The following is a 26,710-nucleotide window of genomic DNA, read 5'->3' as shown; positions in this document are numbered from 1 at the left end:
GTTGGTCACAGCGTGGCCGAGTTGTCGTGGTGGTGGCCGCCGCGCAGGCTGTGCGGGGTGGCCAGGGACGGGGTCACCGGGGTGACGGTCCAGTCGGGGTGGCCGGGCATGCGCGGGGTCGTCGTGCCGTAGAGCCAGTCGCGGAGGAAGCCCGACCGGTCCTGGCCGGTGACCTCGCCGACCACCGCGATGTAGTCCTCGGTCGAGGCCGAGCGGTGCCGGAAGCGGTCCAGGAAGGTGCGCTCGACGGCGTGGAAGGCGTCCTCGCCGACCAGCTCGCGGAAGGCGTACAGGACCAGGACGCCGCCGAGGTAGCGCTGGCTGTCGAAGAGGTCGACCTCGTTCGGGGCGGCCACCGGGCCGGAGTCGTGGCGCCACTGGTCGCCGCGGGCGTAGGTGTCCTTCATCCGGGCCTCCATGGTGGTGAGGCCCAGGGAGTCCGGCCAGCCGCGTTCGTAGCGGTAGAGCAGCCCGTAGAAGTCGGCGTGGCCCTCGTTCAGCCAGAGATCGGCCCAGGTGGCGGGCGAGACCAGGTTGCCGAAGTAGGAGTGGACCAGCTCGTGCATCATGTGCGAGCCGATCTTCGCCTCCTCCTGGAGCAGGAAGTTCGGCTTGTAGAGGGTGAGGGTCTGGGTCTCCAGGCCCGTGAAGTCGAAGGCGTCGGGGTCGTCGGAGTTGCAGGGCAGCAGGCCGTACGTCTCGAACGGGAAGGCGGCGCCGAGCCGGTCCTCCAGCCAGGCGACCTGGCCCGGGGTGAGGGCGAGCGCCGGTTCCAGGGCGGCGGCGCGGGCCGTGGGGACGACGTCCCGCAGCGGCAGGCCGTGCGGGCCCGGCCGGTCCTTTACCACGTAGTCGCCGACGGTGATCTGCACGAGTTCGGTGGCGATCGGCGAGCGGGAGCGGTACGCGTACGCGGTCCGGTCGCCAGGCAGGTGCTCGACGCAGGTGAGCAGGCCGTTCGCGACGCCCCGCAGGCCGTTCGGGACGGTGATGCGGAAGGTGAAGCCGGCCTTGTCCGAGGGATGGTCGTTGCACGGGAAGACGGTGTGCGCGGAGTTCGGCTGCGGGCAGACGGCGAAGCCGTCCGGGGTGGGCACCCAGGCGGTGTGCGGCAGGGTGCGGCGCGGGTCGGCCGAGTAGGTCACGCACACGGTGGCGTCGGTCCGCCGGCACAGCGGCCGGGCGGGGGTGATCCGCAGTTTCTCGTCCGCCTGCTCGAAGACGGCGTCCCGGCCGTCGACCCGGACGGCGGACACGTCGAGGCCGAGGGCGTCCAGGGAGAGGCGGGACAGGTCCTGGGTGGTGCGGATGCGCAGGGTCGCGGTGGCGTCGACCAGGCGGGTCGTGGCGTCGTAGGCGAGGTCGAGGTCGTAGGCGCGGACGCGGTAGCCGTCGTTGCCGAGGGCCGGGTAGACGGGGTCGCCGAGGGTCTCGGAACCCGGCGCGGGTGTACTGCCCCCGGCCCTCGCGTCGCCGCTTTTCTCCCCCGCGGAGAAGGGGCGCGCGAGGGCCGGGGCCCCGTGGCCAGGACGGTCGCCGTGCCGAGCAGGGCGGCCGCCGGGGCCGTGACTCTGGTGCGATGTCTCATGGTCCGCTCTCGCTCGGGCGGGCCGGGTGGTCGGTCCGGCCCACCGGGTCGGTGGTGACTCGTTTGTCATGACCACCGTTGTGGCCGATTCGGTTGCCCGTCGTACGGCAACCGGACAACCGGATCTTCCGAGTCGCGGACCCCTGTCGAGCACGGGTCGATCACGAGATATCTTGATGTCGAGCAATGTTGCAGACGTGGAGCGGAGCACCCGGTGACTGACTCGACCATCATCTACACCTACACAGACGAGGCCCCGGCCCTCGCGACGCACTCGTTCCTGCCGGTGATCCAGGCGTACGCCTCGCAGGCCGGTGTCGCCGTGGACACCCGCGACATCTCGCTGGCCGGGCGCATCATCGCCGTCTTCCCGGAGTACCTGAACGAGGACCAGCGCATCCCGGACGCGCTCGCCGAGCTGGGCGAGCTGGCCAAGACGCCCGAGGCCAACATCGTCAAGCTGCCGAACATCTCGGCGTCGATCCCGCAGCTGAAGGCCGCCGTCGCCGAACTCCAGGGCAAGGGCTACGCGCTGCCGGACTACCCGGACGACCCGAAGACCGACGAGGAGCGCGACATCCGCGCCCGCTACGACAAGGTCAAGGGTTCCGCCGTGAACCCGGTCCTGCGTGAGGGCAACTCGGACCGCCGTGCCCCCGCCTCGGTGAAGAACTACGCCAAGACCCACCCGCACCGCATGGGCGCCTGGTCCTCCGAGTCCAGGACCAACGTGGCGACCATGGGCGAGAACGACTTCCGCTCCACCGAGAAGTCCGCGGTGATCTCCGAGGCCGGCCAGCTGAAGATCGAACTGGTCGCCGAGGACGGCACCACCACGGTCCTCAAGGAGTCGGTACCGGTCCTCGCGGGCGAGGTCGTCGACGCCTCCGTGCTGCACGTCGCGCAGCTCAACGACTTCCTGGCCGCGCAGGTCGCCCGCGCCAAGGAAGAGGGCGTCCTCTTCTCGGTGCACCTCAAGGCCACGATGATGAAGGTCTCCGACCCGATCATCTTCGGTCACGTGGTGCGCACGTTCTTCCCGAAGACGTTCGCGAAGTACGGCCAGACCCTCAAGGCGGCGGGCCTCAGCGCGAACGACGGTCTCGGCGGCATCCTCAAGGGCCTGGAGAACCTGCCCGAGGGCGCCGAGATCAAGGCCTCCTTCGACGCCGAGATCGCCGAGGGCCCGGCCCTGGCGATGGTCGACTCCGACAAGGGCATCACCAACCTGCACGTGCCCTCCGACGTCATCATCGACGCCTCGATGCCGGCCATGATCCGCACGTCCGGCCACATGTGGGGCCCGGACGGCCAGGAGGCCGACACCCTCGCGGTGATCCCGGACTCCTCCTACGCCGGCGTCTACCAGGCCGTGATCGAGGACTGCCGCGCCAACGGCGCCTTCGACCCGGCCACCATGGGCTCGGTCCCGAACGTGGGCCTGATGGCGCAGAAGGCCGAGGAGTACGGCTCCCACGACAAGACCTTCGAGATCGCCACCGCGGGCACGGTCCGCCTGGTCGACGCGGCCGGCAACGTCGTGATCGAGCAGCCGGTCGCCGCCGGTGACATCTTCCGCGCCTGCCAGACCAAGGACGCGCCGATCAGGGACTGGGTGAAGCTGGCCGTCACTCGCGCCCGCGCCACCGGCGACCCGGCCGTCTTCTGGCTGGACGAGGGCCGCGCCCACGACGCGCAGCTGATCGCCAAGGTCGAGCAGTACCTGACCGAGCACGACACCGAGGGCCTGGACATCCGGATCCTCTCCCCCGTCGAGGCCACCAAGCTGTCGGTGGAGCGCATCCGCCGCGGCGAGAACACCATCTCCGTCACCGGCAACGTGCTCCGTGACTACCTGACCGACCTGTTCCCGATCCTGGAGCTGGGCACCAGCGCCAAGATGCTGTCGGTCGTCCCGCTGATGGCGGGCGGCGGCCTGTTCGAGACGGGCGCCGGCGGCAGCGCGCCGAAGCACGTCCAGCAGCTGGTCAAGGAGAACTACCTGCGCTGGGACTCCCTCGGCGAGTTCTTCGCCCTGGTGCCGTCCTTCGAGCAGTACGCCGACTTCACCGGCAACGCCCGCGCCAAGGTGCTCGCCGACACCCTCGACCGGGCCACGGCGACCTTCCTCAACGAGGACAAGTCCCCGACCCGTCGCGTCGGCGGCATCGACAACCGCGGCAGCCACTTCTACCTGTCCCTGTACTGGGCGCAGGAGCTGGCCAAGCAGACCGACGACGCCGAGCTCGCGAAGGCGTTCGCGTCGCTCGCCGAGACGCTTTCTGCGAACGAGCAGAAGATCGTCGACGAGCTGCTCGCCGTCCAGGGTTCCCCGGCCGACATCGGCGGCTACTACCAGCCCGAGAAGGCCAAGGCGGACGCGGTCATGCGCCCGTCGGCCACCTGGAACGCGGCCCTCGCGGCCCTCTAGGCCCGCCCGGCCCTCCGGGCCGCCCCGTCACCGTCTCCGCCCCGTCAGGCACCACCTGCCGGGGCGGAGCCGTGACCGGCTCCGTACGCCCCTCGGACCAGTCCGGTTCGGTGCGGTCAGCGGCCGGTGGGGCCGTCCCCGCGGAACGCCCCTGCCGCCACGGGGACCGGCTGCCGCTCGATCTGCTCGGCGGGCAGCGCGACCGGCTCGGTGCCGATGGGGGCCAGCCGCGAGCCAGTTCAGCAGGCCGGCCGCGCAGCGCGTGCGGAAGATCAGTTCCTGCTCGTCGAACCCGGGGAGGTTCGCCGTCAGCACCCGGAGGGCCGCCCGGCGGCTGCACTGACCCGCTCCCCGGCGGGTGGTGCCCGGTCCTGCCGGGCGCCGCCCGTCGGCGCGGCCGCGCCGACGGTGCCGGCCCGTCGATGTGACACCGTGGTCCCGTCCTGCACGCCACCCCGGACAGACGCACCCGGAGCCGCCCGTGTCCCAGCCCTCGTTCACCCTCCTGCCCGGCGCCGACGAGTCGCCCGTGATCCTTCACGTGCCGCACTCCGCGCGAGCGGTCCCGGCCGGTGTCCGGGCGGGCATCGTGCTCGACGACGCCGCCCTGGAGCGGGAGCTGGACCACATCACGGACGCGCACACGGCCGAGATCGCCGCGGCCGCGGCCGGGCTGGCCGCGGTGCCCCCCTGGCGGTTCGTCAACCGGCTGTCGCGGCTGGTGGTGGATTCCGGAACGGTTCCCGGACGAGCGGGAGGAGATGCTCGCCGTCGGGATGGGGGCCGTGTACACACGGACCACGCACCGGGGCGTGCTCCGGGCGGAGCCGCACGACCCCGGGCCGCTGGTCGAGCGGTACTTCCGGCCGTACGCGCGGGCGATGACGGAAGCCGTCGCCGGACGGCTGGCCGCGACCGGGCGGGCCGTGATCGTCGACGTGCACTCCTATCCGAGCCGGCCGCTGCCCTACGAGCTGCACGCTGCCGGGCCGCGGCCGCCGGTGTGCCTGGGCACGGACGCCTTCCACACGCCGGCCGAGCTGACGGAGGCGGCCCGCGAGGCCTTCGCGGAATGCGGGGGGACGGGGCTGGACAGCCCGTTCGCCGGGACCTACGTACCGCTGGAGTTCTACGGGACGGACGCGCGGGTCGCCGCGCTGATGGTCGAGATCCGGCGCGACCTCTACATGACCGAGCCCGGCGGGAAGGCGGGCCCGGGAGCGGACCGGCTCGCAGCAGCCCTCGCCGCCCTGGTGGACGCCGCCGGGCGCCGGCCCTCCGGCTGGAGCACTCCGGCAGGACACGGGGGTGAGGGCCGTACGACCGTGGAGACATGACCACGGAGAGCACCGCGTCCACCCCCACCACGGAGCCGGCCGAGTCCGGGACGGCGGGGCCGCTCCCGACCGGGTGCGAGGCCGCGCCGCCGGTGCGGGACTGGCCCGCGCTCGAACTGGCGGGGACGGACTTCGACCCGGTCCTCGCGGACCTGATGAGGGAAGGGCCGGTGACCCGGATCCGGCTGCCCCAGGGCGAGGGCTGGGCGTGGCTCGCGACCCGCTACGAGGACGTCAGGACCGTCACCAACGACCCGCGGTTCAGCCGCGCCGAGGTCACCCGGCGCCAGGTGACCCGGCTGGCCCCGCACTTCGACCCCCGTCCCGGCTCGCTCGCCTGGGCCGACCAGCCCGATCACAACCGGCTGCGCAAGCCGCTCGCCGGTGCCTTCACGGTCGGCGCGATGAAGCGGCTGCGGCCCCGCGCGCAGGAGGTCCTCGACGCACTGGTCGACGGGGTCCTGCGGGACGGGCCGCCCGCCGATCTCGTCGAGCGGGTGCTGGAGCCGTTCCCGGTCACCGTGGTCAGCGAGGTGATGGGGGTGCCGGAGGCGGACCGGGAACGGGTGCACGCCTGGACCCGGCGGATCATCTCCACCTCGGGCGGCGCCGAGGCCGCCGAGACGGCCAAGCAGGGACTGTACGGATGGATCACCGAGACGGTGCGCGCGCGGGCCGGCAGCACGGGCGAGGACGTGTACTCGCTGCTCGGGGCCGCCGTGGCCCGGGGCGAGATCGGCGAGGAGGAGGCCGTGGGACTGGCCGGCCCGCTGCAGATCGGCGGCGAGGCGGTCACCCACAACTGCGGGCAGATGCTGTTCCTGATGCTGACCCGGCCGGAACTGATGGCGCGGATGCGGGAGCGCCCCGCGGAGCGCGGACCGGTCCTCGACGAACTGCTGCGCTGGATCCCGCACCGCAGCACGGTCGGCCTCGCCCGGATCGCCCTGGAGGACGTCGAACTGAGCGACGGCACCCGGATCCCGGCGGGCGATCCGGTCTACGTCTCCTACCTCGCCGGCAACCGGGACCCGGCCGTCTTCCCGGACCCGGACCGCATCCTGCCGGACCGCGATCCCCACCCCCACCTCGCCTTCGGCCACGGCACGCACTACTGCACGGGCGCGGTCCTGGCCCGGCTGCAGACCGAACTGCTGGTCGACACCCTCCTCGACCGGCTGCCCGCGCTGCGGCTCGCGGTGCCGGCCGAGGACGTGGAGTGGCGGCGCAGGACGATGATCCGCGGGCCGCGGGCGCTGCCTGTCACCTGGTGACGCCTCACGCCCGCAGCCACTCCGTCACGATCACTTCCCCGCCGGTGCGCAGCCGGAGTGCGAACGGGCCGGCCGGCGGGGTGTCGTGGGCGAAGCGGCCCATGGCGTCGACCGTGAGCGCGAGCGCCGCCGCCGGACCGCCGAGCACCTCGATGCGCGCGGACTGCGGGGGCAGCAGCTGGCCGAGCAGCCCGTCCTCGGTGACCTCGACGTCCACGGTCAGCTCGCCCGCCTGGAAGGTCAGCATGCGGGGCGGGTCCTCGACACCCCTGACCGGGATCGCGTCGACCAGGGAGTCGAAGGTCAGCTCGGCGACCCGGGCGTCCAGGTCGTGCAGCAGGTAGGCGTCCATGGCCAGTTGGAGCAGCTCGGCCGGGAGCGGGTCGAGGACGGCGGCCGCGCCGCGCAACTCCTCCTCCAGGAGGTCCGCGTCGAAGCCGACGTCGCCCGTGACCTCGTCGAGGGCCTCGTCCGCCGGGAACTCGTCGTCGCTCACGCCGCACCCCTCGCGTCGAGCCGGGCCCGCAGCCGGCGCAGACAGCGCTGGCGCAGCGGGCCGATGCTGCCCACGGCGATGCCCAGCGCGACGGACACCTCGACATAGCTGGGCGGCGGTGAGGCCATCAGGACCCGCAGCAACTGCCTGCAGCGGTCGCCGAGTTCCTCGAACTCCTGCCACAGCAGACGGATCCGCTCGGCCTCGTCCGCCTCGTCCTCCGCGTCGATCAGGGACTGTTCCGGCGTACGGTCCTCGCTGACCCGGTCCAGGACCTGCGGATCGTCGGTCGGCAGCAGCCGGGTCAGGCCGCGGATCACCTTCAGGCACTCGTTGCGCGCCGTGCTGGCCAGCCAGGAACCCGCCTTGTCGGGCTCGCGGATGCGGCCCAGGTGCTGGGCGAAGCGGAACCACACGGTCTGGTACACCTCGTGCCCGTCGGCGTCGGAGAGCCGGTGCGCGCGCACCACGGACCACACCAGGGGGCTCAGCCCCTCCACGAGCGCCTTCCAGGCCGCCGCGTCGCCGTCGACGGCGGCCCGGACCAGCGCGCCGACCTCTGCTCGGTCCACGGTCCCACCCCTCGTGTACGGCAAGTCATGGTACGCCGTGGAGGGGAGTGTTCCGGACCTCAGGCCGTGGCGGCCGGCATCACGACCGGCACCGGCTGCCAGCCGGCCGGGCGGAGCGCCGGTACGTGGGCCCCGCGCACCTCCGCGTACTCCGTGATGTTCTCCAGGAGTCGAGCACGCGCCGCGCGCGGGTCGGACTCCTCGAGCGTGGTCATCAGGTCGGCGACGAGGCCGGCCACGATGGGGGTGGCGAACGATGTTCCACTCCACTGTGCGAACCCTTCGAACATCACTTGGTCCGGTTTGCCGGGGCCGGTCGTCCCGGTGTCGGTCAACACGCCGGTGTGGCGCGGGTACTGGCAGGTGCAGGCGTAGGTGAAGCCGAACCGGCAGGCGTCGTAGGTGGTGTGCTGGTACACGTACGGCACGGGCGCGTCGAAGCCGGCCATGGCGCCGATGAGCTGCTCGCCGGGGGCGTAGACCTTGACCCAGTCGCCGTGGTTGGTGAAGCAGGCGCCGTAGTCGCCGTCGCTGCGCAGCGCGCCGACCGAGAGGACCGTGTCCTCGTAGCCGGACAGGTCGGCGCAGGCGGCGGGCCAGAAGCGGCTGGTGCTGCCGTTGTTGCCGGCGGCGGCGACGAGCAGGGTGGACTGCTCGCGCAGGGCGTCCATGAAGGCCTCGACGGCGAGCAGTCCGTCGGCGCTGCCGTTCGGCGTGCCGGCGGAGAGGCTGATGATGTCGGGCCAGCCGTGCTGGTCGATCGCCTCGAAGAGTCTGGCGCCGAACTCGGACTCCAGGATGGCGCCCGCGTCGTTGAGGGTGTTGGTGACGGTGATGTCGGTGTTCGGGGCGAGGGCGGCGATGAGTCCGGCGATGAACGTGCCGTGGCCGACGTACTGCTGGAGGATGCCGTCGGCGTCGGTCTCGTTGAGCTGCGGGTCGCCCTGGACGCGGGCGAGGAGCGGGTAGGTGCGGTAGTCGTGCACCAGGCCGGTGTCCATCACCAGGACGCTGACGGCGGTGTCCGGGTCGTGACCGCCCTCCGCCGGCGTCGGGTTGGGGGCCTGGGTGAGCAGGGCGGGGAGCGGTTCGCAGGGGTTGCAGGAGTTGGCGTTCGGCGTGGTGGACACCACGTGGTTGCGGCTGACCAGGCGGCGGCCGGCGCGGCCCTCGGCCTCCCGCAGGGCGCGCAGCGCGTGGCCGACCGCGGGGTCGGCGGTGCGGTCGCGGTGGTTCGGGTCGCCGACCCGGATGCGGGTGACCCCGGTGCGGTTGGTCTCCGGTCCGGTCCTGCCCACGTGGTCGGCGACGAGGCCGGCGGTGGCGGTGAAGTGGGCGCGCACGGTGTCCTCGACGACCCGGGCCTCCTCGCCGTCGCGGGCGAGGACCACCCCCTTCTCGTACAGGAACTCGGCCGCGTCGTCGGGCCCCATCGCCAGTGGAACGTCCGGCATGGAGCGCTGGATCTGCTCGAACTGCTCATGGAATCGCTGAGGTGCCATGGCCTGTCTCCTCCCCCAGAAACGGCGTTCTTCAGTCAGACTCGCGAGACCGCCGCTTGATACAGCGTCAAACCAGTGGGGCATGTATGCCCAGGCCACTACCATCCGAGGGGTGAGTGCGGGAAGCGATTCGGTTACGGAACTCCTGCCGATGGTGTTCGCCGCCCCGGGCGAGGCCCTGGCGCGGGCGGAGGGCGTCCTGCGGGCCGATCCGTCGCCGCTGGACGCGTCCGTCGCGCATCAGGTGATCGGCATCTGGCAGCGGGACTTCGGGGACCTGGCCGTGGCCCTCGACCATCTGCGGCGGGCCCGGGACTGGGCGGCGCGCGCGGAGTCCGCGGATCGGGAGGCGGATGTTCTCGCCACCCTCGGAGTCGCCCTGGTGCACGCGGGGCGCACCCGGCAGGGGCTGGCCGCGCTGGACCGCGGGGTGGCCCGGGGCAACGGGCACACCCGGGCGCGGGTGCTGTACCGGCGGGCGTTCGCCGGGTGGGTGCTGGGCCGGCACCGGGAGTCCCTGGAGGACCTGCGGCGGGCGATACCGGTGCTGCGGCAGGCCGACGACGTGATCTGGACCGCGCGGGCGCTGAGCGTGCGGGCCACCGTGCATCTGGCGATGGGCGCGGTGGAGCGGGCCGACGCGGACTTCACGGCGGCCGAACTGCTGTGGGAGACGACGGGCCAGGAGCACGACAAGGCGGTCGCCGTGGAGAACCGGGGCCTGGCCGCGTACCGTTCCGGCGACATCCCGGCGGCACTGCGGCTGCTGGCCGAGGCCAAGGAGCGGTACGACGAGCTGGGCACGCCCTCGTTCATGCTGTACATCGCGCGCTGCGACGTGCTGATGGCGGCCGGTCTCGCCCCGGAGGCGCTGGCCGAGGCGGACGCGGCGATCGCGACCCTGGACCGGATCGGCGGGCAGTCCACCCGCAAGGCCGAACTGCTGCTGACCGCCGCCCGGTCCGCGCTGTCGACCGGGGACGCGCAGACCGCGATCGCCCGTGCGGCCGTCGCCGTACGGCTGTTCTCGGGGCAGCGGCGGAGCTGGTGGGAGACGCATGCCCGGCTGGTGCTGATCGAGGCGCGGGTGGCCGGCGGGGCCGCGTCGGGGCGGCTGGTGCAGGACGCGGCGGCGGTCGCCGACCGGCTGGCGTCCTTCGGCGCGCCGGCCGCGCCGGAGGCCTCGCTGCTCGCCGGGCGGATCGCGCTGGCACTGGGCTGGACGGCGGACGCGGAGCGGCATCTGGCGGTGGCCGCGCGCAGCAGGCACACCGGCCCGCCGCTGGCCCGGATGACCGGCTGGGCGGCACAGGCGCTCCGGGCGCGGGCGGCCGGTTCGGGCCGTGGCGTCCTGGAGGCGTGCCGGCGCGGCCTCGCCGTCCTGGACGACCACCGGATGACCCTGGGCGCCTCTGAGCTGCGAGCCCGGGCCACCGCGCAGGGCGCCGAGCTGGCGGCGCTGGCCCAGCAGGCGAGCCTCGCGCACGGCGGTCCGCGCCGGCTCCTGGAGTGGAGCGAGCGCTGGCGGGCCACGGTGCTGTCCACTCCGCCGACCCGGCCGCCCGCGGACCCTGCCCTGCTCGCCTCGCTGACCGCGTTCCGGGAGATCGCGTCCCGCGCGGAGGAGGCCCGCCGGGAGCGCCGTCCGGTGCCCGCCCTGGAGCGGGAACAGCGGCGCCTGGAACGGGAGATCCGCGCCCGCACCCACCACACCCGGGGCGACGCCCCCGGCGGCGGCGACCGTTTCGAACCGGCCAGGCTGCTGGAGCGGCTCGGCGACGCCCGGCTGGTCGAACTCGCCGTCCTGGACGGCCGGGTGCACGTCCTGCTGTGCGGACAGGGCCGGGTACGGCGCTTCGCGGGCGGCCTGCTGGCGGAGGCGGTCGCCGAGGCGGAGCACGTCCAGGCAGGGCTGCGACGGCTCGCGCACCCGGGTGCGGAGGGCCGGCTGCCGGTGGTGGAGGCCGCCGGGAAGCGGCTGGAGGAGCTGCTGCTCGGCGCGGCGGCGGACCAGCTCGGCTCCGGGCCGGTGGTGATCGTCCCGCCGGGCGCGCTGCACCGGGTGCCGTGGGCCCTGCTGCCTTCCCTGCGGGATCGGGTGCTCAGCGTGTCCCCGTCGGCGTCGAGCTGGCTGCGGGCCCGGGAGACCGAGCCGCCGCCGGGCGGCCGCCATGTGCTCGTCCGGGGACCGGGGCTGGCGACCGGCGGCGCGGAGGTGCCGGAAGTGGCGGGCCGGTACGCGGCGGCGCGGATCCTGGAGCACGACGAGGCGCACGTTGCGCGGGTCCTGGAGGAGTTGGACGGCGCGGCACTCGCCCACATCGCGGCGCACGGCACGTTCCGCGCGGACAGCCCGCTGTTCTCCTCGCTGCGGATGGTGGACGGCCCGCTGATCGTGCACGACTTCGAGCGCCTCGCCCGCAGCCCCTACCGGATCATCCTCTCCAGTTGCGACACGGCCCGCCTCGCCTCGGTCGGCGCCGACGAACTCCTCGGTCTGGTCACGGCGTTGCTGCCGTTGGGCACGGCCGGAGTGGTGGCGAGCAGCGCACCCGTGAACGACGCGGCCGTGGTTCCGCTGATGCTGGCCCTGCACAAGGGGCTGGGTGCCGGGCTGTCGCTGGCGGAGGCGCTCCGCGACGCCCGGGCCGCCCTACCGGGCGACGCCCTCCACCAGGCCACCGGGTGGGCGTTCGCCGCGTTCGGGGCGGCCTGAGCCGGCGGCACCGGACGGCTCGGCGGGACAGGGGCCGCCGCAACCGCTCAGCGCAGTACGGCCGCCAGCAGGTCGGCGCCCAGCGCCGCCAGATCAGGAACGTTCAGGGTGTAGCGGACGTAACGCCCCTGCCGTCGGGTGGTGAGCAGGCCCGCGCGGCGCAGGACGGCGAGGTGGCGGGAGACCTCCGGCGGCGTGAGTTCCCAGGCCTGGGCCAGTTCACCGGTGGTGTGCGGGCCGCGGGCCAGGGTGCGCAGCAGCCGCAGCCGTACCGGATGCGCGAGTGCCTCCAGCCGCAGCGTGACCGTCTCCAGCGGCACCGGTTCCGACGGGCTCGCCTCGGCCACGGGGTACTGCAGCACCGGCTGCCATCCAGGCGCGTGGATCGCGACCAGATGGGGGCGGCCGAAGACGCTGGGGAGGAAGGTGACACCGCTGCCGTGCGCGGCGGTCGCGTTGTCCTGCAGCTTGTCGACGACGATGCTGCCGCCGTCCGGCGCGAGGGCGACGGCGCCGGAGACCGACGCGAGGGCCGCCCCGAGGCCCTGGCGCTTCAGCAGGTCGTTCTTCAGGCGCAGGTCGGTGGCGAGCCGCACGGTGGCGCCCGCCCAGGCGGTGTCGAAGAACGCCCCGGCGCACTGTTCGAGGGTGTCACGCACCCGGGCCCGCACGGCTGCCGGGTCCGCGAGCAGCCGTTCCGCGAACGCCTCCTGGAGCACGCCGCGGGCCTGGGCCAGGTCCAGGGCCCGCTCGCGGGCCGTCGCGTCGGCGAGCGGCGACGGCCCGGTGAAGTGGACCCGGTTGCTGCCGCACGTGGTGGTCAGCGCGGCGGTCACATAGGCCTCGTCGTCGATCCGGTCCACGTCGTCCAGTTCCTCGGCGAGGGTCGGCCGGGGACGCGCGGGGACCAGGAAGTCGGCCCGGGAGGAACGCCACAGGAACTCCGCCTCCCTGAGCCGCTCGGCCAGTTCCGGCGGCAGCCCGGCCCAGACGTCCGCGGCCCAGCCGGCGAACTGCGGGTGGTGTCCGGGTTCGGCCAGCACGTGCAGCATCGCGGTCAGCTCGGCCAGCGGGGAGGCGGCGAATCGCAGTCGCCCGGACGGCAGGCCCGCGATGTCGATCCTCAGCGTCATCCCCTCATCATCGCCGGCCGGTCGGGTGCCGACCGCGTCGGTTGACGGGGTTCGTCAATCGGCGTGGCCGTCCCGGCGGCCGTACGCACCGTTGGCGCCATGACAACCATCACCAAGGTCCGGCCGCGCGCTCTCGTCCGTGCGTCGGGAGGCCCCCGCTATGCCGTCGCCCTGGCCGTGGACGCGCTCGGCACCGGCCTGCTGCGGCCCTTTCTGCTGCTCTTCGGGGTGACGGTGCTGAGGCTGTCCGCGTCGGCGACCGGCATCGCCATGACGGTCGGCGTCGTCATGGGTCTGGCGTGCATGCCCGCTGTCGGCCGATGGCTGGACCGCGGTGCGCGCAGCACGGTCGTGGCGGCGTCGATGCTGGTACGGGTGGTGGGCGTGGCCCTGCTGCTGGCCACCCCGGCAGGGCACGCCGGGCTGTTCGCGGCGGCGGCCCTCTTCCTCGGCATCGGCAACCAGGCCTGGCCGGCCGCCCACGCGGCCCTCGTGGCGACGGTCGCCCACGGTCGCGAGCGCGACGCCGCGCTCGCGGGAGGCCGCGCCCTGCGCAACGCCGGGCTGGGCGCGGGCGCCCTCCTCGCCACCGCATGCCTGGCGGGCGGCACCACCGCCCTGCGGGCGCTGGCGGCCGGCACCGGACTCGCCTACCTCGCCGCGGCAGCCCTGGCCTGGTCGGTCCACCTGCACGCCCGCCCGGTCGCCGCTCCGGCCGGGGACAGGACCGACGCAGCCGCACCCCGGATGGGCGCGCTGCTGGCCGCCAACGTGGTCTACGCCTTCTGTCTCAACGTCACCGAAGTCGCGCTCCCCCTCGTCCTGGTGACTCAGTTGCACGCGTCCCCGATGTGGTCGGCAGCCGTCTTCGTGACGAACACGGTGCTGGTGGTCACCCTGCAGGTGCCGGTAACCGTCCTGTTGTCCCGGTTCTCCCGGCGGACCGTGCTGGCTCTCGCCGGCCTGGTGGTCGCCGCGTCCTACCTCGGCTTCCTCGCGGCCACCTCGCTGCGACCCGGCTGGAGTGCCCCGGCCGTCGCGGCGGTGTCCGTGGTCTGCACCCTCGGCGAGATCATCTACGCCGGCAGCGCCACGGCGCTCGTCACCGCCCTCGCCCCGGCCCCTGCCCTCGGGCGCGCCCTCGCCCGCTTCCAGCTCTCCACGGGCGCCGGCCTCGCCGTCTCCCCGGCGGTCATCACCACGCTCGCCGCCCGCGGTCCGGCCGTCCTGTGGGGCACCCTCACCGCCGCGACGCTGCTGTCCGCGACCGCCGTCGCCACCGAGCAGGACGACACCACGCAGCTGGGCGACACCACGCAGCTGGGCGATCGCCCGTGTCGGGCGCGAGCGGGCTCCTCGGCTCCCCGGTCCTGCTAGGCCGACTGCCGGTCCGGCTGGTCCACCAGCCACGGCAGTGCCGCGCGGTCGTTCGCGCCGAGGCGGGTGTAGGCGCCGTAGAGGTGGTTGCCCACCGTCCGTACGGAAAGGGTCAGGTGCTCGGCGATCTGGCGGTTGCTGAGACCCGCGGCGGCGAGGGTGACGATCTGCCGCTGACGGGCGGTGAGTTCGCCGAGCACCAGGCCGGACAGGGCCGGGGTGCGGGCGCCCTGGCAGCGGCGGGCGAGAGCGAGGGCGCGGGTGCGGGACATCCGGGCGGCACGCGGGTCGCGGTGGGCGCGGACCGCCTGGGCGTGGGCCTCGGCCGCGAACAGCAGCAGACCACGGGCCGCCAGCGCCTCGGCCGCCCGGTCCAGGGCGGGGCCGGCACCGCGGGCGACCGCCTCCGCGTGCCGGCCCAGCACGCCGTCCAGCCGCGCCGCGGCCGCCGCGGCCCCCTCGGGGTCCCCGAGCCGTACGGCGCCGTAGTGCGCGAGACCCCCGTCCCCGCGCACTACGGCGTCCTCCCCCCGTTCGGCGGCGGCACGGGCGAGTTCGGTACGGCAGGCGGCGTCGTCCGGCGCCGCCCGCAGTCCCTCCCTCGCCCACGCCGCCGCCTCTCGCAGCTCCCCCCGAAGCCACGAGTACCGGGCACGCACGGCCGCGTACCCGGGCGGTACGGGCAGGTCTCCCGCCGCCAGCCACTCCCCCACCGGGGCCGGCACCTCCCGTACGTCCAACTGCTGGATGCGCTCCTCCAGTTGTTGCTGTTCGGCCGTCAGGGCGGGTTCGCACTGCTCGGGGGTGCGGGCCAGCCGGCGGGCCCGCAGCCGGCCTGCCGAGGCGCGCAGCGCCGGGCCGTGCAGGGGGTGGGCGAGGCGGACGGCGCCCCGGTCGTCGACGTGGACGAGGCCGTCGGTCTCCAGTCGTTCGAGGGCGGCCAGGTCGGGGGCGTCGTCGAGGCGGAGCGGCAACGGCTCGGCGAAGGCCAGGCGTTCGAGGGTGTCGCGCTCGCCGGGCCCCTGCCCGTCCAGCAGGGTGGCGATCCGGTCCCGTACGGCCGCGGTGCGGGGCAGCGGGCCGCGCCAGGCCCATTGGCCGGTGTCCGGGACCCGGGTCAGCGGGCCGGACTCGCGCAGCGCGCCGACCAGGTCGCGCAGCAGCCTGAGGTCGCCCCGGCAGATCCGGTGCAGGCGGCGCACGGTGAGCGGTTCCAGGCCGCCGCCTTCGAGCAGCGCGGCCGTCTCGTCGTACGGCAGCGGTTCCAGGGCGAGGTGGGTGAGGAGTTCTCCGGTCCACAGCCGGGCGACCGCGCCGGGGACGGGTGCCGTGCCGGTGGCGGCCACCACGAGGCGGGTGCGGCCGTGCGCGGCGAGCTGGTGGACGAGGGCGGCGGAGGCCTCGTCGAGGAGGTGGGCGTCGTCGACGACCAGGAGCCGTACCCCGGACAGGTGCCGGACCGCGCCGGGCAGCGAGACGCGGTCGGAGAGCAGGTGCGCGAACGCGGCGAACGGGAGGGCGCCGGTCTCGGGGGTGCCCGTCACCCGGACGCAGTCGGTGCCGCGGACGGCCTCGGTGATCAGCCGGGTCTTGCCGACGCCGGCCGGGCCGGTCACCACGACACCCTGCCGTCCTGCCACCGACGCCCGCCTGACCAGCTCCAGTTCGTCCTCCCGGCCGGTGAAGGGCCAGGGGAGTTCGAGGGTTCGCGCATCCCGTCCGTAAGTCGTCACGTGAGTATGAGCCGCGTTACTCAGCTCTGATACAGGGGGACTTGAGTAGCTTCCGACTCAGGCGTGCGGCCGGGTCGAACGGCAGTCTGGGCGCATGACCCGACGCTACTGCTCGCTTGCGCAGCAGCCTGCTCCGGCGTTCGCGCCGGGACTGGCCTCCGAGCGGCTCGGCGCGCTCGTCGGCGGGCGGCGGATGTGGGTCAACGGCACGGTCCTGCACTACTACTTCTTCGACGCCGACACGGACGCCTCGGTGATCCCGGTCCCGGGGACCGGGGAGACCCGCCGGGTGCCGTGGGCGGGTGCGAGGGAGCAGCGGGACGTGGTGCGCGCGTCCTTCCGGGAGTGGCAGGACCTCGGCATCGGGGTGACGTTCGCCGAGGTCTTCGAGCGGTGCGAGGCGGAGCTGCGGATCGGCTTCCAGCCGGGGGACGGGTCCTGGTCGGCGGTGGGCCGGGACGCGCTCTCGGTGGGGGCGGGCGAGCGCACCATGAACCTGGGCTGGGACCTGACCGAGCCCGGCGGGCGCTGGACGGCGCTGCACGAGATCGGGCACGCGCTCGGGATGCGGCACGAGCACCAGAGCCCGTTCGCGGGCGTCCACTGGGACGACGAGGCGGTCTACGCCGACCTGGCCGGACCGCCGAACCACTGGAGCCGGGACCGGACCCACTTCAACATCCTGCGCACGCTCGATCCGTCCGAGGCCAACGGTTCGGTGTGGGACCCGCAGTCCGTGATGCAGTTCCCCTTCGGCCCGGGGCTGGTCCTGGAGCCGGAGCAGTACCACAACGGCGTGTACCCGCCGGGGTCGCTGTCCCCGGCCGACAAGGAGTTCGTGCTCCGCTGGTACCCGCCGGCCGAGCCGCCTGCCGAGCTGGTGCCGTTCCGCTCGGTGCCGCTCAGCCTGGGACCCGGCGAACAGGCCGATTTCGCCGTGGAGCCGCCGGAGACCCGCGTCTACCGCGTGGGCACCTTCGGGGAGAGCGACTCCGTCGTCGTGGTCTTCGAGGAGCGCGACGGGGAACCGCGCTACCTCGCCGGCCACGACGACGGAGGCACCCCGCACAACACGAGGATCAGGGTCAGGCTCGTCAAGGGCCGCCGCTATGCCGTCCGCGTCCGTCTCCATTCCACGTGGGGGTCGGGGGAGACAGCGGTCATGTGCTGGTGAGAGCACGGACCGCGACGCGGAGGTCGGACCACTGTCCGGCGCCGGGGAAAGCGGCCGCGCGGACGCCGCCTTCGGGGGAGGGAGACGTCCGCGCGGCAGCGCCGGTGCGTGGGGGATCCAACCTCAGGGCATCCGACCAGGGGCGCGGGGAACTGCGCGATCAACCCCCACGCACCCGCACCCGGCAGCGCACCGCGCCCACCCCGCCCCTTGTCCGCCCGACTCCGGCGGTCGCGCGGGGTCCTTGGACCATTCCTCGAGTGAACCGTCGTACACGGACACGTCCTGACGGCCCAGCAGGGTGAGCGCGAGCGCCGTCGAGCTGGTGGCCGCGCAGGTGTGAGCCTCACCGGCGGCGCCACTCCGCCGCGAGGAGTTCGTACGAGCGGACGCGGTCGGCCTGGCCGTGGGTGATGGTGGTGATGAGCAGTTCGTCGGCGCCGGTGGCCTCCTGGAGCTGTTCCAGGCGGTCGGCGACGTGCTGCGGGCTGCCCACGAACTGGGTGTCGAGGCGGTCCTGGACCAGTTCCCGGTCCTCGTCGGTCCAGACGTGCGCCCGGGCCTCCTCGGGGGTGGGGAAGGGGATGGCCCCCTCGGCGGTGCGGATGCCGCGGACCCAGGGTCCGTAGCCGGTGGCCAGTTCACGGGCGGTGGCGTCGTCCTCGGCGACCACGACGTCCGCGGAGACGCTGACGTACGGCTTGCCGAGGGCGTCCGAGGGCTGGAAGTACGACCGGTAGCCGTCCACCGCCTCCAGGACCGTGGCCGGGCTGACGTGGTAGTTCGCGGCGAAGCGCAGACCCCGCTCGCCCGCGACCCGGGCGCTCTCGCCACCGCTGCTGCCAAGGATCCACACCTCCACGTCGGCTCCCTCGCCGGGCACGACGTGGGCCTCGACGCCGTCCTCGGTGCGGTAGGTCCCGGCCAGCAGGGCGAGGATGTCGTCGATCTGTTCCGCGTAGTCCTGGGACTCGGCGTTCGGGAGCAGGAGCAGCTTGCGGTGGAGTGCGAACCGCGGGGAGCCGAGGAGCCGTGCGAAGGAGAAGCGGGGCGGGACGACCAGGCCGTTGGGGGCCCGGCCCTCGACCACCGGGGTCGTCGTCGGCGCGGCCGTCTTCTCCGCGGGCGGACGGCCGCCGGACCGGCCCAGCCCCAGGTCGAGGCGGCCCGGGTGCACGGCGTCGAGGAGACCGAACTCCTCGACCGTGGACAGCGCGGTGCGGTGGCCGAGTTGTACGGCGCCGGAGCCGAGCCGGATCGTGGTGGTCGCGGCGGCGGTGAGCGCCAGGACCACCGCGGGGGAGGTGCCGGCCACCCCCGGGTTGAGGTGGTGTTCGGCGAACCAGTAGCGGGCGTAGCCGAACTCCTCCGTACGCTGTGCGAGTTCGACGGAGTTGCGCAGGGCGTCGGCGGCGGTGGCACCGCTCGGGATCGGCACCAGGTCGAGGACGCCGAGCGGGATGTCAGACATGGGCCGCCTCCTCGGCGGCCGGGTGCACGGGTGCCCAGGGGAAGGGCGGGTCGGGGATGTCCTTGCGCAGGACCGGGGCCACCGCCGACTGGAAGAGCTCCAGCGAGTCGCGGTGCTGGGTGTCGGTCAGCCCGCCGGCGTCTGCGTGGAGATGCAGGACGGTGTGCCCGAACTGCTCGTGATAGCGGTGGACTTTGTCGATGACCTGCTGCGGGCTGCCGATCAGCGCCGAGCTGCGCTCGACGAAGTCCTCCAGGGTCTCGAAGGCGACCGGCAGCCCGGCCCTGCGGAAGAAGGCCAGGTTCGCCTCGAACACGGGGCGGTAGGCGGCCAGGGCCTGCTGGCTGGTGGGCGCCACCAGGAGGCCCGCCGTGCCCGCGCCGACGGCGATGTCCGCCGGGTCGTGGCCGTAGTGCTCCCAGCGTTCCCGGTAGTACCGGACCAACTCGGCGTAGGGTTCGATGGGGTTGGTGACGTTGGCGGAGAACAGCGGGTCGCCGTAGCGGGCGGCGAGGTCGACGGACTCCTTGCTGGTGGCGCTGCCGTGCCAGACCCGGACCGGCCGCTGGTAGGGGCGGGGCCAGACCTCGGCGTCCGTGAGCTCGGGCCGGAACCGGGTCTTCGCCGTCACCTTGTCCTGCCGCCACAGCTGCCGGAACACCCCGTAGCTCTCGGCGTTGCGGTCCCACTGGTCCTCGGGCGTGACGTGGAACAGCTCGCGCTGCGCGGAGCCGTTGCCCTTGCCGATGATCAGGTCGAGGCGGCCCTCGGAGAGGTGGTCGAGGGTCGCGTAGTCCTCGTACGCCCGGACGGGGTCCAGCAGGCTCAGCGTGGTCACCGCGGTGAACAGCCGGATGCGCCGGGTGAGCGCGGCGACGTGGCTGAGCACGACCGTCGGGGAGGAGGAGATGAACGGGCGCTCGTGCCGCTCCCCCACCCCGAAGCCGTCGAAGCCCAGTTCCTCGGCGAGCACGGCGTTGTCGAGGACCTCGCGGAACCGGTCGTGGGTGGACTTCTGTCTCCCGGTGACCGGATCCGGGCGGTGCACGATCAGGGTGATCGCCAGGAACCTCACGACGCCACCCGCTCACTGCGCCTGTCGTCGGGGTGGGCGAGGCCGAGGTGGTCGCGCAGGGTGGTGCCCTCGTACTCGGTGCGGAAGGCGCCCTGCTCCTGGAGGAGCGGTACGACCGTGTCGGCGAAGGTGTCGAGGCCGCCGGGGGTGATGTGCGGGACCAGGATGAAGCCGTCGGAGACGTCGGCCTGCACGAAGTCGTTGATGGTGCGGGCGACGGTGGCCGGGGAGCCGACGAAGGTCTGCCGGTTGCCCGTGTTGATCACGAGGTCGCGGATGGACCACTTGTTGGCCTCGGCGAGCTCGCGCCACTCGCGGGCGATGGCGAGCGGGTCGCGGTACATCCTGACCTGGGCGCGACCGCGGGAGATGTGCTCCTCGCCGACCAGCGGGTCGACGTCGGGCAGCGGTCCCTCCGGGTCGTACGACGACAGGTCCCGGTTCCAGACGAACTCCAGGTGCTTGAGGGCGGTCGCGCCGCTGACCTGCTGGCGGCGTACCTGGTGGGCGATCTCCTCGGCCTCCGCGTCGGTGTCGCCGAGGACGAAGCTGGCGGCGGGCAGGATCAGCAGTTCCTCGGGGCGGCGGCCGTACTTGGCGAGGCGGGACTTCACGTCGGTGTAGAAGGCCTGGCCGGCGTCGAGGGTGGCGTACCGGCTGAAGATGGCGTCGGCACCGGAGGCGGCGAACTCGCGGCCCTCGTCGGACTCGCCGGCCTGGAAGATCACCGGGCGGCCCTGCGGGGAGCGGGGCACGTTGAACTGACCGTGGATGTCGAACTGCGGGCCCTTGTGCACGAAGGAGCCGGCCCTGGCGTCGCTGAGGAAGGTGCCGGTGGCCTGGTCGGCGAGGATCTCATCGCCGTGCCAGGAGTCGAAGAGCTCGTTCGCGGTGGCGAGGAACTCCTTGGCGCGGGAGTAGCGCTCGTCCTGCGGCAGGAACCCGCCGCGCCGGAAGTTCTCGCCGGTGAAGGCGTCCCAGGAGGTGACCACGTTCCAGGCGGCCCGGCCGCCGGACAGGTGGTCGAGGCTGGCGAACTGGCGGGCCACCTCGTAGGGCTCGTTGAAGGTGGAGTTGATGGTGCCGGTCAGCCCGAGGTGGTCGGTGACGGCGGCCAGCGCGGCGAGGACGGTGAAGGTGTCGGGGCGGCCGACGACGTCCAGGTCGTATATCTTCCCGCCCTGTTCGCGGAGCCGCAGGCCCTCGGCGAGGAACAGGAAGTCGAACCTGGCGCGTTCGGCGGTCTTCGCGAAGTGCGTGAAGGAGCTGAACTCGATGTGGCTCCCGGCGGCCGGGTCGCTCCACACGGTGGTGTTGTTGACGCCGGGGAAGTGCGCGGCCAGGTGGATCTGCTTCAGCGGCTTGCTCATGTCGGTGCGGGGTCCTTCCGGCTCAGGCGTTGGCAGCGGCGTAGCGGTTGACGGGGCGGGCGAGCCCGAGCAGGCCGCGCAGGGTGTCCGCCTCGTAGGCGGTGCGGAAGCGGCCGAGGCGCTGGAGTTCGGGGACCAGGTCCGCGGTGATGCGCGGCAGGTCGTGGCCGAGGACGGCGGGCCGCAGCCGGAAGCCGCTGAGGCCTGCGGCGGCGAACTCCTCCAGGACGTCGGCGAGTTCGGCCGCCGTTCCGGTGAAGATCCGCGCGTCGCTGGTGTAGGCGCCCCCGTCGAGGGCGTCGAGGCGGTCCTTGCGGGCCTCGGCCGCCGCCCGGTCGTCGTCGAGGAAGACCACGAGGTCGCCGAAGACGTGCACGGTGTCGCCGGCCCGGCCGGCGGCCTCCTGCTCGGCGCGGATCTCGGCGACGATCGCGCGGGCGTCGGCGGCGTCCTGCGGGGTGACGTAGCCGACGTCGGCCTGGCGGGCGATCAGCCGGTAGGGCACGGTCTGGTGGCCGAGGGCGGTGACGAGCGGCTGGCCCTGCGGCGGGCGCGGGGTGATGGAGGGGCCCTTGACGCTGAAGTGCCGGCCCTCGAAGTCGATGTAGTGCAGCTTGTCGCGGTCGACGAAGCGGCCGGTGGCGGCGTCCCGGATCTCGGCGTCGTCCTCCCAGCTGTCCCAGAGCCGGCGCACGACCTCGACGTGGTCGGCGGCCTCCTCGAAGTGCTCGGTGAGTCGCTCCTGCCCGGCCGGGGACCGCAGCTCGGCCAAATCGATGGGCGGGAAGGCGCGCCGGCCGAAGTGGTCCGCCTCGTTGGGGCGGGCGGATATCTGCACCCGCAGCCCGGCGCGGCCGGTGCTGACGTAGTCCAGGGTGGCGATCGCCTTGGAGATGTGGAACGGCTCGGTGTGGGTGGCGATCACCGTCGGCACCAGGCCGATGTGGCTGGACAGGGGCGCGATCCGGGACGCGATCAGGACGGCGTCGAGGCGGCCCCGGACCTGGTCGGTACGGCCGTCGAGCTCGCTGTAGTGCGAGGACTGCAGGCCGAGGCCGTCCTCGATGGTGACGAAGTCGACGAGGCCGCGCTCGGCCTCGGCGACCAGGTCGGCCCAGTAGCCGGCGGTGAACAGCTCGTGGGGGCGGGCGACCGGCTCGCGCCAGGACGCCGGGTGCCAGCCGGTGCCGTCCAGGGCGACGGCGAGGTGCAGAGGGGAAACGGGAGATGAGGACACAGTGGTGCCTTCCTGAGAGTCCGTACGAGGGCGCGCCGGAGGGAGGGGCGCGGCGGGGACGACTGGTCAGGAACAACAGAGCGCGCCGGCCACGCGCTGCAGGTCGATGTGCGGCCGGGAGTGCAGGACGGTACGGCGGCTGGGGCTGAGAAAACGTGTCACGTCCCGCACCTCCCGGCCTGCTCCGCGTGCATCTCGTCGTGACTCACAACAGACCGGCGTCCGTGGTTGTTCCCGGGCTCCGCACGAGCAGGGTGCGGCCGCGCAGCCGCTCGGTGAAGCCGATCGACTCGTAGAGCCGGATCGCGTTCGCGTTGCCGGGAGCCGCGTGCAGGAACGGGGTGTCCCCGCGCTCCCGGATCCCGGCGGCGACCGCGCGGATCAGGCGGGTGGCCAGGCCCCGCCCGCGGTGGTCCGGGTCGGTGCAGACGGCGCTGATCTCCGTCCAGCCGGGCAGCCGCAGCCGCTCCCCGGCCATGGCGATCAGCCGTCCGCGGTCCCGGATGCCGAGATAGGTGCCCATCGCGACGGTCCGGGTGCGGAACGGGCCCGGTTCGGTACGGGCGACCAGGTCCAGCATCTCGGGCACGTCGTCAGGACCGAGCCGTACCGCCTCGGGGGCGGGCTCGGCCCTGAGCGCCGTGTCGACGAACTGGACGCCGGTGCCGCCGCCGACCACCTCCCAGCCGGGCGGCGCCGCCTCGACCGGCTTGATCCTCACGGTCGTTCCCGGGCCGACGAGCGTGCGCAGGTCGGCCCAGGCGGCCGGGTCGGTGGCATCGGCGACGGCCGCGTAGCCGTAGACGTCGTCCGGATACCGCGCCGCCCGGCCGACCCGCTCCCCGAGGTGGGCGTGCGGGCCGGTGAGGGCCGCCCAGACGGCGTTGTCGAGCGGGGACGTATCGGGGCTGAGCGAGGCCCCGCCTCCGTGGAGGCCGGTCTGGAGGGTCACGGAGGCGCGGTCCTTTCTCGCCTGGCTGCCTTGCTTCTTGACGGGTGATCAGGAGTTGTCGAGGGGCAGCCCGGGCGGGTTGACCTCGGACTTGGCGACGGCCTCGTTGGAGAGGTTGTAGGCCTTGAGCCACTCGGCGTACTGACCGTTCTTGATCAGGTAGTTGATGGCGTCCGCGAGGGGCTTGGCGAGGCCGCTGTCCTTCTTGGCGGTGGCCGCGATCAGGCCCTGGAGGCCGGCGCCGGCGCCGGAGTAGGTGCCCGCGGTGCGGGTGGCGTTGGGCGTGTTCGCGGTCTGCTTGTTGTGGTACGCGATGCCGGGGTTGGGACCGAGGTAGGCGTCGATCTTGCCGCTGGACAGGGCCAGGTAGACGCTGTTGCTGTCCTGGAAGTACTTGACGGTGACCTTCTTGCCTTCCTTCGCGAGCTTCGCCTTCCACTCCAGGAGGATCTTCTCCTGGTTGGTGCCGGCGCTCACGGAGACCGTCTTGCCGGCGAGGTTCTCGTAGTTCCCGTCGAAGTTCCAGGTGCTCTTCTTCGGCACGGTGAAGGCGAGGTTGTCCTGCCGGTAGGAGGCGAACTCGTACTTCTTCTTGCGCTCCTCGGTGTCGGTGACGTTGGAGAAGGCCACGTCGACCTTGCCGCTGTCGATGCCGACGAACATGTTCTCCCAGGTGGCGTTCTGGATCTCGGGCTTCAGGCCGAAGACCGCGGCGACCAGGCGGCCGAGGTCGGGCTCGGAACCGGTGAGGGTCTTCTGGTCGCTGCCCACGAAGGCCAGCGGCGGGAACCCGGCGGGCAGGGCACCCTCGCCGATGACGAGCTTGCCGCTCTTCCTGACGGAGTCGGGCAGTTCGGCGCTGATCGACTTGACCTCGGAGACCTTGATCGTGGTCTGGGTGGCGGCGCCGTTGGAGACCTGGCCGATGACGACCTCGCCGGTCTTCGCGGCGGAGGTGCTGGTGGCCGCGTCGCTGTCGCCCCCGCAGGCGGCGAGCCCGGTGGCGAGGGAGGCGGCGACGGTCGCCGCGGAGATGCCTCTGATCAGGCTGCGTCGGGTGAAGTGGGCAGGCATGGTCGTCCTTTGTGACGGGGTGAGAGGGAGAGAGGCGTGGGGGGGGAGATCCGGGGGTACGGCGGTTCAGAGGACCTTGCTGAGGAAGTCCCTGGTCCGTTCGTGTTGCGGGTTGTCGAGGACCTCGGAGGGCGGGCCCTGCTCGACGATCCGGCCGCCGTCGATGAAGACGACCCGGTCGGCGATCTCGCGGGCGAAGCCGATCTCGTGGGTGACGATGACGAGGGTGGTGCCGCTGGTCGCCAGGTCCTTGATGACGGCGAGGACCTCACCGACGAGTTCGGGGTCCAGGGCCGAGGTGGGCTCGTCGAAGAGGATCACGCCGGGGCGCAGGGCGAGCGCGCGGGCGATGGCCACCCGCTGCTGCTGGCCGCCGGAGAGCTGGCGTGGGTAGGCGCCGATGCGCTCGCCGAGGCCGACCCGTTCCAGGAGTTCCTTGGCCAGGGCCTGGGCCTCCGGCTTGCCGAGCTTTCCGGTGGCGGCCGGGGCCGCGGCCACGTTGTCCAGCACGGTCAGGTGCGGGAAGAGGTTGAAGTTCTGGAAGACGAAGCCGATCCGGCCGCGCTGGGCCAGGATGGCGCGCTCGCTCAGCTCCTTGAGCCGGCCGCCCTGCCGTTTCACGCCGATCGGCTCGCCGTTGATGCTGACGTGGCCGCGCTCGGGCTTCTCCAGGTGGTTGATGACCCTGAGGAGGGTGGACTTGCCGGAGCCGGACGGGCCGAGGACGACGGTGACCTCGCCGGGGCGGATGGTCAGGTCGATGCCGTCGAGGACCCGGTGGGTGCCGTACCACTTGTGGACGCCGTTGATCTCCAGGGCGGCGGGGGCCGTCGCCACGGTGTCGGTGATGGTCATATCGCGGCCTCCCGGCGGATGCGGGCGCGCAGGCCGGTGAGACCGGTGCGCAGTTTCTGCAGGGGGGTCGGGGGCAGCGCGCGGGTGGCGCCGCGGGCGTAGTACCGCTCCACGTAGAACTGGATCACGGAGACGACGCTGGTCAGGATCAGGTACCAGACGGTCACCACGAGGAGGAGCGGCACGATGTCGCCGGGGTAGGTGGAGCCCATGCTCTGCGCGGAGCCGAACAGGTCGAGCAGCGAGACGTAGAAGACCAGTGAGGTGCTCTTGATCAGGCCGATCAGCTGGTTGACGTAGTTCGGGGTGATCGACCGCAGGGCCTGCGGGAACACGATCCTCCGGAACTGGTAGCCCTTGGGCAGGCCGAGTGCGGCGGCCGCCTCGTGCTGGCCCTGGTCGACGGAGAGGATGCCGCCGCGGACCACCTCGGCCGCGTAGGCGGCCTCGTTGAGGCTCAGGCCGATGACCGCGACGACCATGTCGGTGGCGAGCTTCGACTCGTCGAAGGAGAAGAAGGCCGGCCCGAAGGGGACGCCGATGCTCAACGTCTTGTACAGGGCGCTGAAGTTGTAGAGGAAGAGCAGGACCACGATGAGCGGGATGGAGCGCAGCGCCCACACGTAGGTCCAGCTGACCGCGCGCAGCACGGGGCTCTTCGAGAGCCGGGCCAGCGCGAGCAGGATGCCCCCGAGCAGGCCCAGTACCGCGCTGTAGGCGGTGACTTCGAGGGTGATGACCAGTCCGTCGAGGATGGTCGGCCGCAGGAACCAGTAGCCCCAGCGGTCCCACTGGTAGAAGGGGTTGGTCACCAGTCCGTGCACGAACTGGGTGGCCAGGACCAGGACGACGGCGGTGGCGATCCACCGTCCCGGCCTGCGCAGCGGCTGAACGCGCTGTGCGGCGAGGGGTGGTGACGGTTCGTCGGAGGCGGGCGGTGCCTCGGGGGCGGCGATCGTGGCGCCTGGGGGTTCACTCATGGCGGGCTCCGGCGGAGTCGGACACCCACGTGTCCCACGGCGGGGGCCGCGCACCGGTCCGTGTTCGGGCAAGGCGCGGTGCGCGGGGGCGCGCGGGGCACGGGGCTGGGCGGACGGCGGCACACCGGACGGCCGGTGTTCCGACGGGGACGCTGGGGTGCGAGGCTGCGGGGAACCGGCGGAAAGGCCTGGTCAGACCCGACAGCGGGCACAGCCCGGTGCGGTACACGCGCTACACAGGGCGCTGTTGACACGGAGCAGGTCGACGGCTCGGTCGGCGACGAGCGGGCTCGGGTACGGGCGTACGCAGCCCTCGGCGCGGCGCTGGGCCGTCCTTGAGGCTGCGTACATGTCCGTCACCTG

General features: G+C 73.1%; 20 protein-coding genes and 1 pseudogene. 6 read left to right on the top strand and 15 right to left on the bottom strand.

Annotation, left to right across the window (positions count from 1 at the left end):
- Positions 1–5 precede the first annotated feature (5 nt).
- Positions 6–1,658: a M1 family metallopeptidase gene (locus ACZ63F_RS01160; RefSeq protein WP_469707538.1), complete on the bottom strand. Its 1,653-nt coding sequence runs from the start codon at positions 1,656–1,658 to the stop codon at positions 6–8.
- 144 nt (positions 1,659–1,802) lie between these two features.
- On the opposite strand from ACZ63F_RS01160, the gene ACZ63F_RS01155 reads away from it, so the two are divergent.
- The 3 genes and pseudogenes from ACZ63F_RS01155 (at position 1,803) to ACZ63F_RS01145 (ending at position 6,630) form a co-directional block, all read left to right on the top strand.
- Positions 1,803–4,019 (top strand): NADP-dependent isocitrate dehydrogenase, encoded by a 2,217-nt coding sequence (locus ACZ63F_RS01155; protein WP_469707536.1) that lies wholly within the window; start codon positions 1,803–1,805, stop codon positions 4,017–4,019.
- A gap of 481 nt (positions 4,020–4,500) precedes the next feature.
- Positions 4,501–5,356: pseudogene (locus tag ACZ63F_RS01150) on the top strand (N-formylglutamate amidohydrolase).
- Positions 5,353–6,630, top strand: a complete 1,278-nt coding sequence (locus ACZ63F_RS01145; protein ID WP_469707534.1) for a cytochrome P450 — start codon at positions 5,353–5,355, stop codon at positions 6,628–6,630. The pseudogene ACZ63F_RS01150 and the gene ACZ63F_RS01145 overlap by 4 nt, the downstream one beginning before the upstream one ends.
- A 4-nt stretch (positions 6,631–6,634) precedes the next feature.
- On the opposite strand, the gene ACZ63F_RS01140 is transcribed toward ACZ63F_RS01145, so the two are convergent.
- The 3 genes from ACZ63F_RS01140 to ACZ63F_RS01130 form a co-directional block, all read right to left on the bottom strand.
- Complete coding sequence (locus ACZ63F_RS01140; protein WP_469709273.1) at positions 6,635–7,051, bottom strand: hypothetical protein; 417 nt, start codon at positions 7,049–7,051, stop codon at positions 6,635–6,637.
- Positions 7,052–7,122: 71 nt separating this feature from the next.
- The gene (locus ACZ63F_RS01135) at positions 7,123–7,722 is read right to left on the bottom strand and encodes an RNA polymerase sigma factor (protein WP_390637952.1); all 600 of its coding nucleotides are present in this window, start codon (positions 7,720–7,722) and stop codon (positions 7,123–7,125) included.
- A gap of 35 nt (positions 7,723–7,757) precedes the next feature.
- Complete coding sequence (locus tag ACZ63F_RS01130) at positions 7,758–9,200, bottom strand: S8/S53 family peptidase (RefSeq protein ID WP_469707531.1); 1,443 nt, start codon at positions 9,198–9,200, stop codon at positions 7,758–7,760.
- Positions 9,201–9,312: 112 nt separating this feature from the next.
- On the opposite strand from ACZ63F_RS01130, the gene ACZ63F_RS01125 reads away from it, so the two are divergent.
- On the top strand, positions 9,313–11,916 hold the full coding sequence (locus ACZ63F_RS01125) for a CHAT domain-containing protein (protein ID WP_469707529.1): 2,604 nt from the start codon (positions 9,313–9,315) through the stop codon (positions 11,914–11,916).
- Positions 11,917–11,963: 47 nt separating this feature from the next.
- Here the strand turns inward: ACZ63F_RS01125 and ACZ63F_RS01120 are convergent, their stop codons facing one another.
- A complete protein-coding gene (locus ACZ63F_RS01120; RefSeq protein ID WP_469707528.1) occupies positions 11,964–13,049 on the bottom strand; it encodes a DUF5937 family protein in 1,086 nt (361 codons plus the stop codon).
- A gap of 99 nt (positions 13,050–13,148) precedes the next feature.
- On the opposite strand from ACZ63F_RS01120, the gene ACZ63F_RS01115 reads away from it, so the two are divergent.
- A complete protein-coding gene (locus tag ACZ63F_RS01115) occupies positions 13,149–14,426 on the top strand; it encodes an MFS transporter (RefSeq protein ID WP_469707526.1) in 1,278 nt (425 codons plus the stop codon).
- On the opposite strand, the gene ACZ63F_RS01110 is transcribed toward ACZ63F_RS01115, so the two are convergent.
- Positions 14,423–16,159 carry a LuxR family transcriptional regulator AbsR2 gene (locus tag ACZ63F_RS01110; RefSeq protein WP_469707524.1) on the bottom strand — a complete coding sequence of 579 codons (1,737 nt, stop codon included), beginning with the start codon at positions 16,157–16,159 and terminating at the stop codon, positions 14,423–14,425. The genes ACZ63F_RS01115 and ACZ63F_RS01110 overlap by 4 nt on opposite strands.
- Before the next feature lie 94 nt (positions 16,160–16,253).
- On the opposite strand from ACZ63F_RS01110, the gene absR1 reads away from it, so the two are divergent.
- Positions 16,254–17,333, top strand: coding sequence for a beta-glucuronidase AbsR1 (gene absR1, locus ACZ63F_RS01105; RefSeq protein ID WP_469707522.1), 1,080 nt, complete (start codon positions 16,254–16,256; stop codon positions 17,331–17,333).
- 346 nt (positions 17,334–17,679) lie between these two features.
- Here the strand turns inward: absR1 and ACZ63F_RS01100 are convergent, their stop codons facing one another.
- The 9 genes from ACZ63F_RS01100 to ACZ63F_RS01060 all read right to left on the bottom strand — a co-directional run bounded on the left by ACZ63F_RS01100 (position 17,680) and on the right by ACZ63F_RS01060 (position 26,347).
- Entirely contained in the window at positions 17,680–18,804 is a 1,125-nt protein-coding gene (locus tag ACZ63F_RS01100) for an LLM class flavin-dependent oxidoreductase (RefSeq protein ID WP_469707520.1), read from the bottom strand.
- Positions 18,797–19,879, bottom strand: a complete 1,083-nt coding sequence (locus ACZ63F_RS01095; protein ID WP_469707519.1) for an LLM class flavin-dependent oxidoreductase — start codon at positions 19,877–19,879, stop codon at positions 18,797–18,799. Before ACZ63F_RS01095 ends, ACZ63F_RS01100 begins: the two co-directional genes overlap by 8 nt.
- Complete coding sequence (locus ACZ63F_RS01090) at positions 19,876–21,249, bottom strand: NtaA/DmoA family FMN-dependent monooxygenase (RefSeq protein WP_469707517.1); 1,374 nt, start codon at positions 21,247–21,249, stop codon at positions 19,876–19,878. Before ACZ63F_RS01090 ends, ACZ63F_RS01095 begins: the two co-directional genes overlap by 4 nt.
- 22 nt (positions 21,250–21,271) lie before the next feature.
- On the bottom strand, positions 21,272–22,486 hold the full coding sequence (locus ACZ63F_RS01085; protein WP_469707515.1) for an LLM class flavin-dependent oxidoreductase: 1,215 nt from the start codon (positions 22,484–22,486) through the stop codon (positions 21,272–21,274).
- Positions 22,487–22,552: 66 nt separating this feature from the next.
- The gene (locus tag ACZ63F_RS01080) at positions 22,553–22,648 is read right to left on the bottom strand and encodes a putative leader peptide (protein ID WP_469707514.1); all 96 of its coding nucleotides are present in this window, start codon (positions 22,646–22,648) and stop codon (positions 22,553–22,555) included.
- Between the two features lie 43 nt (positions 22,649–22,691).
- Positions 22,692–23,438, bottom strand: a complete 747-nt coding sequence (locus ACZ63F_RS01075) for a GNAT family N-acetyltransferase (RefSeq protein WP_469707512.1) — start codon at positions 23,436–23,438, stop codon at positions 22,692–22,694.
- A gap of 48 nt (positions 23,439–23,486) precedes the next feature.
- Positions 23,487–24,512 carry an ABC transporter substrate-binding protein gene (locus ACZ63F_RS01070; RefSeq protein ID WP_469707510.1) on the bottom strand — a complete coding sequence of 342 codons (1,026 nt, stop codon included), beginning with the start codon at positions 24,510–24,512 and terminating at the stop codon, positions 23,487–23,489.
- Positions 24,513–24,578: 66 nt separating this feature from the next.
- Positions 24,579–25,367 carry an amino acid ABC transporter ATP-binding protein gene (locus ACZ63F_RS01065; RefSeq protein ID WP_469707508.1) on the bottom strand — a complete coding sequence of 263 codons (789 nt, stop codon included), beginning with the start codon at positions 25,365–25,367 and terminating at the stop codon, positions 24,579–24,581.
- Positions 25,364–26,347, bottom strand: coding sequence for an amino acid ABC transporter permease (locus ACZ63F_RS01060; protein ID WP_469707506.1), 984 nt, complete (start codon positions 26,345–26,347; stop codon positions 25,364–25,366). The genes ACZ63F_RS01065 and ACZ63F_RS01060 overlap by 4 nt, the downstream gene beginning before the upstream one ends.
- Positions 26,348–26,710: the final 363 nt, after the last annotated feature.

The sequence above is a fragment of the Streptomyces sp. NPDC104761 genome, from assembly GCF_055583445.1.
Note: the sequence above shows the minus strand (reverse complement) of the source record. Positions and strands in the feature narration are given on the sequence as shown.

What these genes read in the sequence shown, in the direction of transcription:
- ACZ63F_RS01070 (WP_469707510.1), bottom strand. Translation starts at nt 24,512, where the DNA reads ATGCCTGCCCACTTCACCCGACGCAGCCTGATCAGAGGCATCTCCGCG.
- ACZ63F_RS01145 (WP_469707534.1), top strand. Translation starts at nt 5,353, where the DNA reads ATGACCACGGAGAGCACCGCGTCCACCCCCACCACGGAGCCGGCCGAG.
- absR1 (WP_469707522.1), top strand. Translation starts at nt 16,254, where the DNA reads ATGACCCGACGCTACTGCTCGCTTGCGCAGCAGCCTGCTCCGGCGTTC.
- ACZ63F_RS01160 (WP_469707538.1), bottom strand. Translation starts at nt 1,658, where the DNA reads ATGACAAACGAGTCACCACCGACCCGGTGGGCCGGACCGACCACCCGG.
- ACZ63F_RS01060 (WP_469707506.1), bottom strand. Translation starts at nt 26,347, where the DNA reads ATGAGTGAACCCCCAGGCGCCACGATCGCCGCCCCCGAGGCACCGCCC.
- ACZ63F_RS01090 (WP_469707517.1), bottom strand. Translation starts at nt 21,249, where the DNA reads ATGAGCAAGCCGCTGAAGCAGATCCACCTGGCCGCGCACTTCCCCGGC.
- ACZ63F_RS01120 (WP_469707528.1), bottom strand. Translation starts at nt 13,049, where the DNA reads ATGACGCTGAGGATCGACATCGCGGGCCTGCCGTCCGGGCGACTGCGA.
- ACZ63F_RS01115 (WP_469707526.1), top strand. Translation starts at nt 13,149, where the DNA reads ATGACAACCATCACCAAGGTCCGGCCGCGCGCTCTCGTCCGTGCGTCG.
- ACZ63F_RS01130 (WP_469707531.1), bottom strand. Translation starts at nt 9,200, where the DNA reads ATGGCACCTCAGCGATTCCATGAGCAGTTCGAGCAGATCCAGCGCTCC.
- ACZ63F_RS01100 (WP_469707520.1), bottom strand. Translation starts at nt 18,804, where the DNA reads ATGTCTGACATCCCGCTCGGCGTCCTCGACCTGGTGCCGATCCCGAGC.
- ACZ63F_RS01065 (WP_469707508.1), bottom strand. Translation starts at nt 25,367, where the DNA reads ATGACCATCACCGACACCGTGGCGACGGCCCCCGCCGCCCTGGAGATC.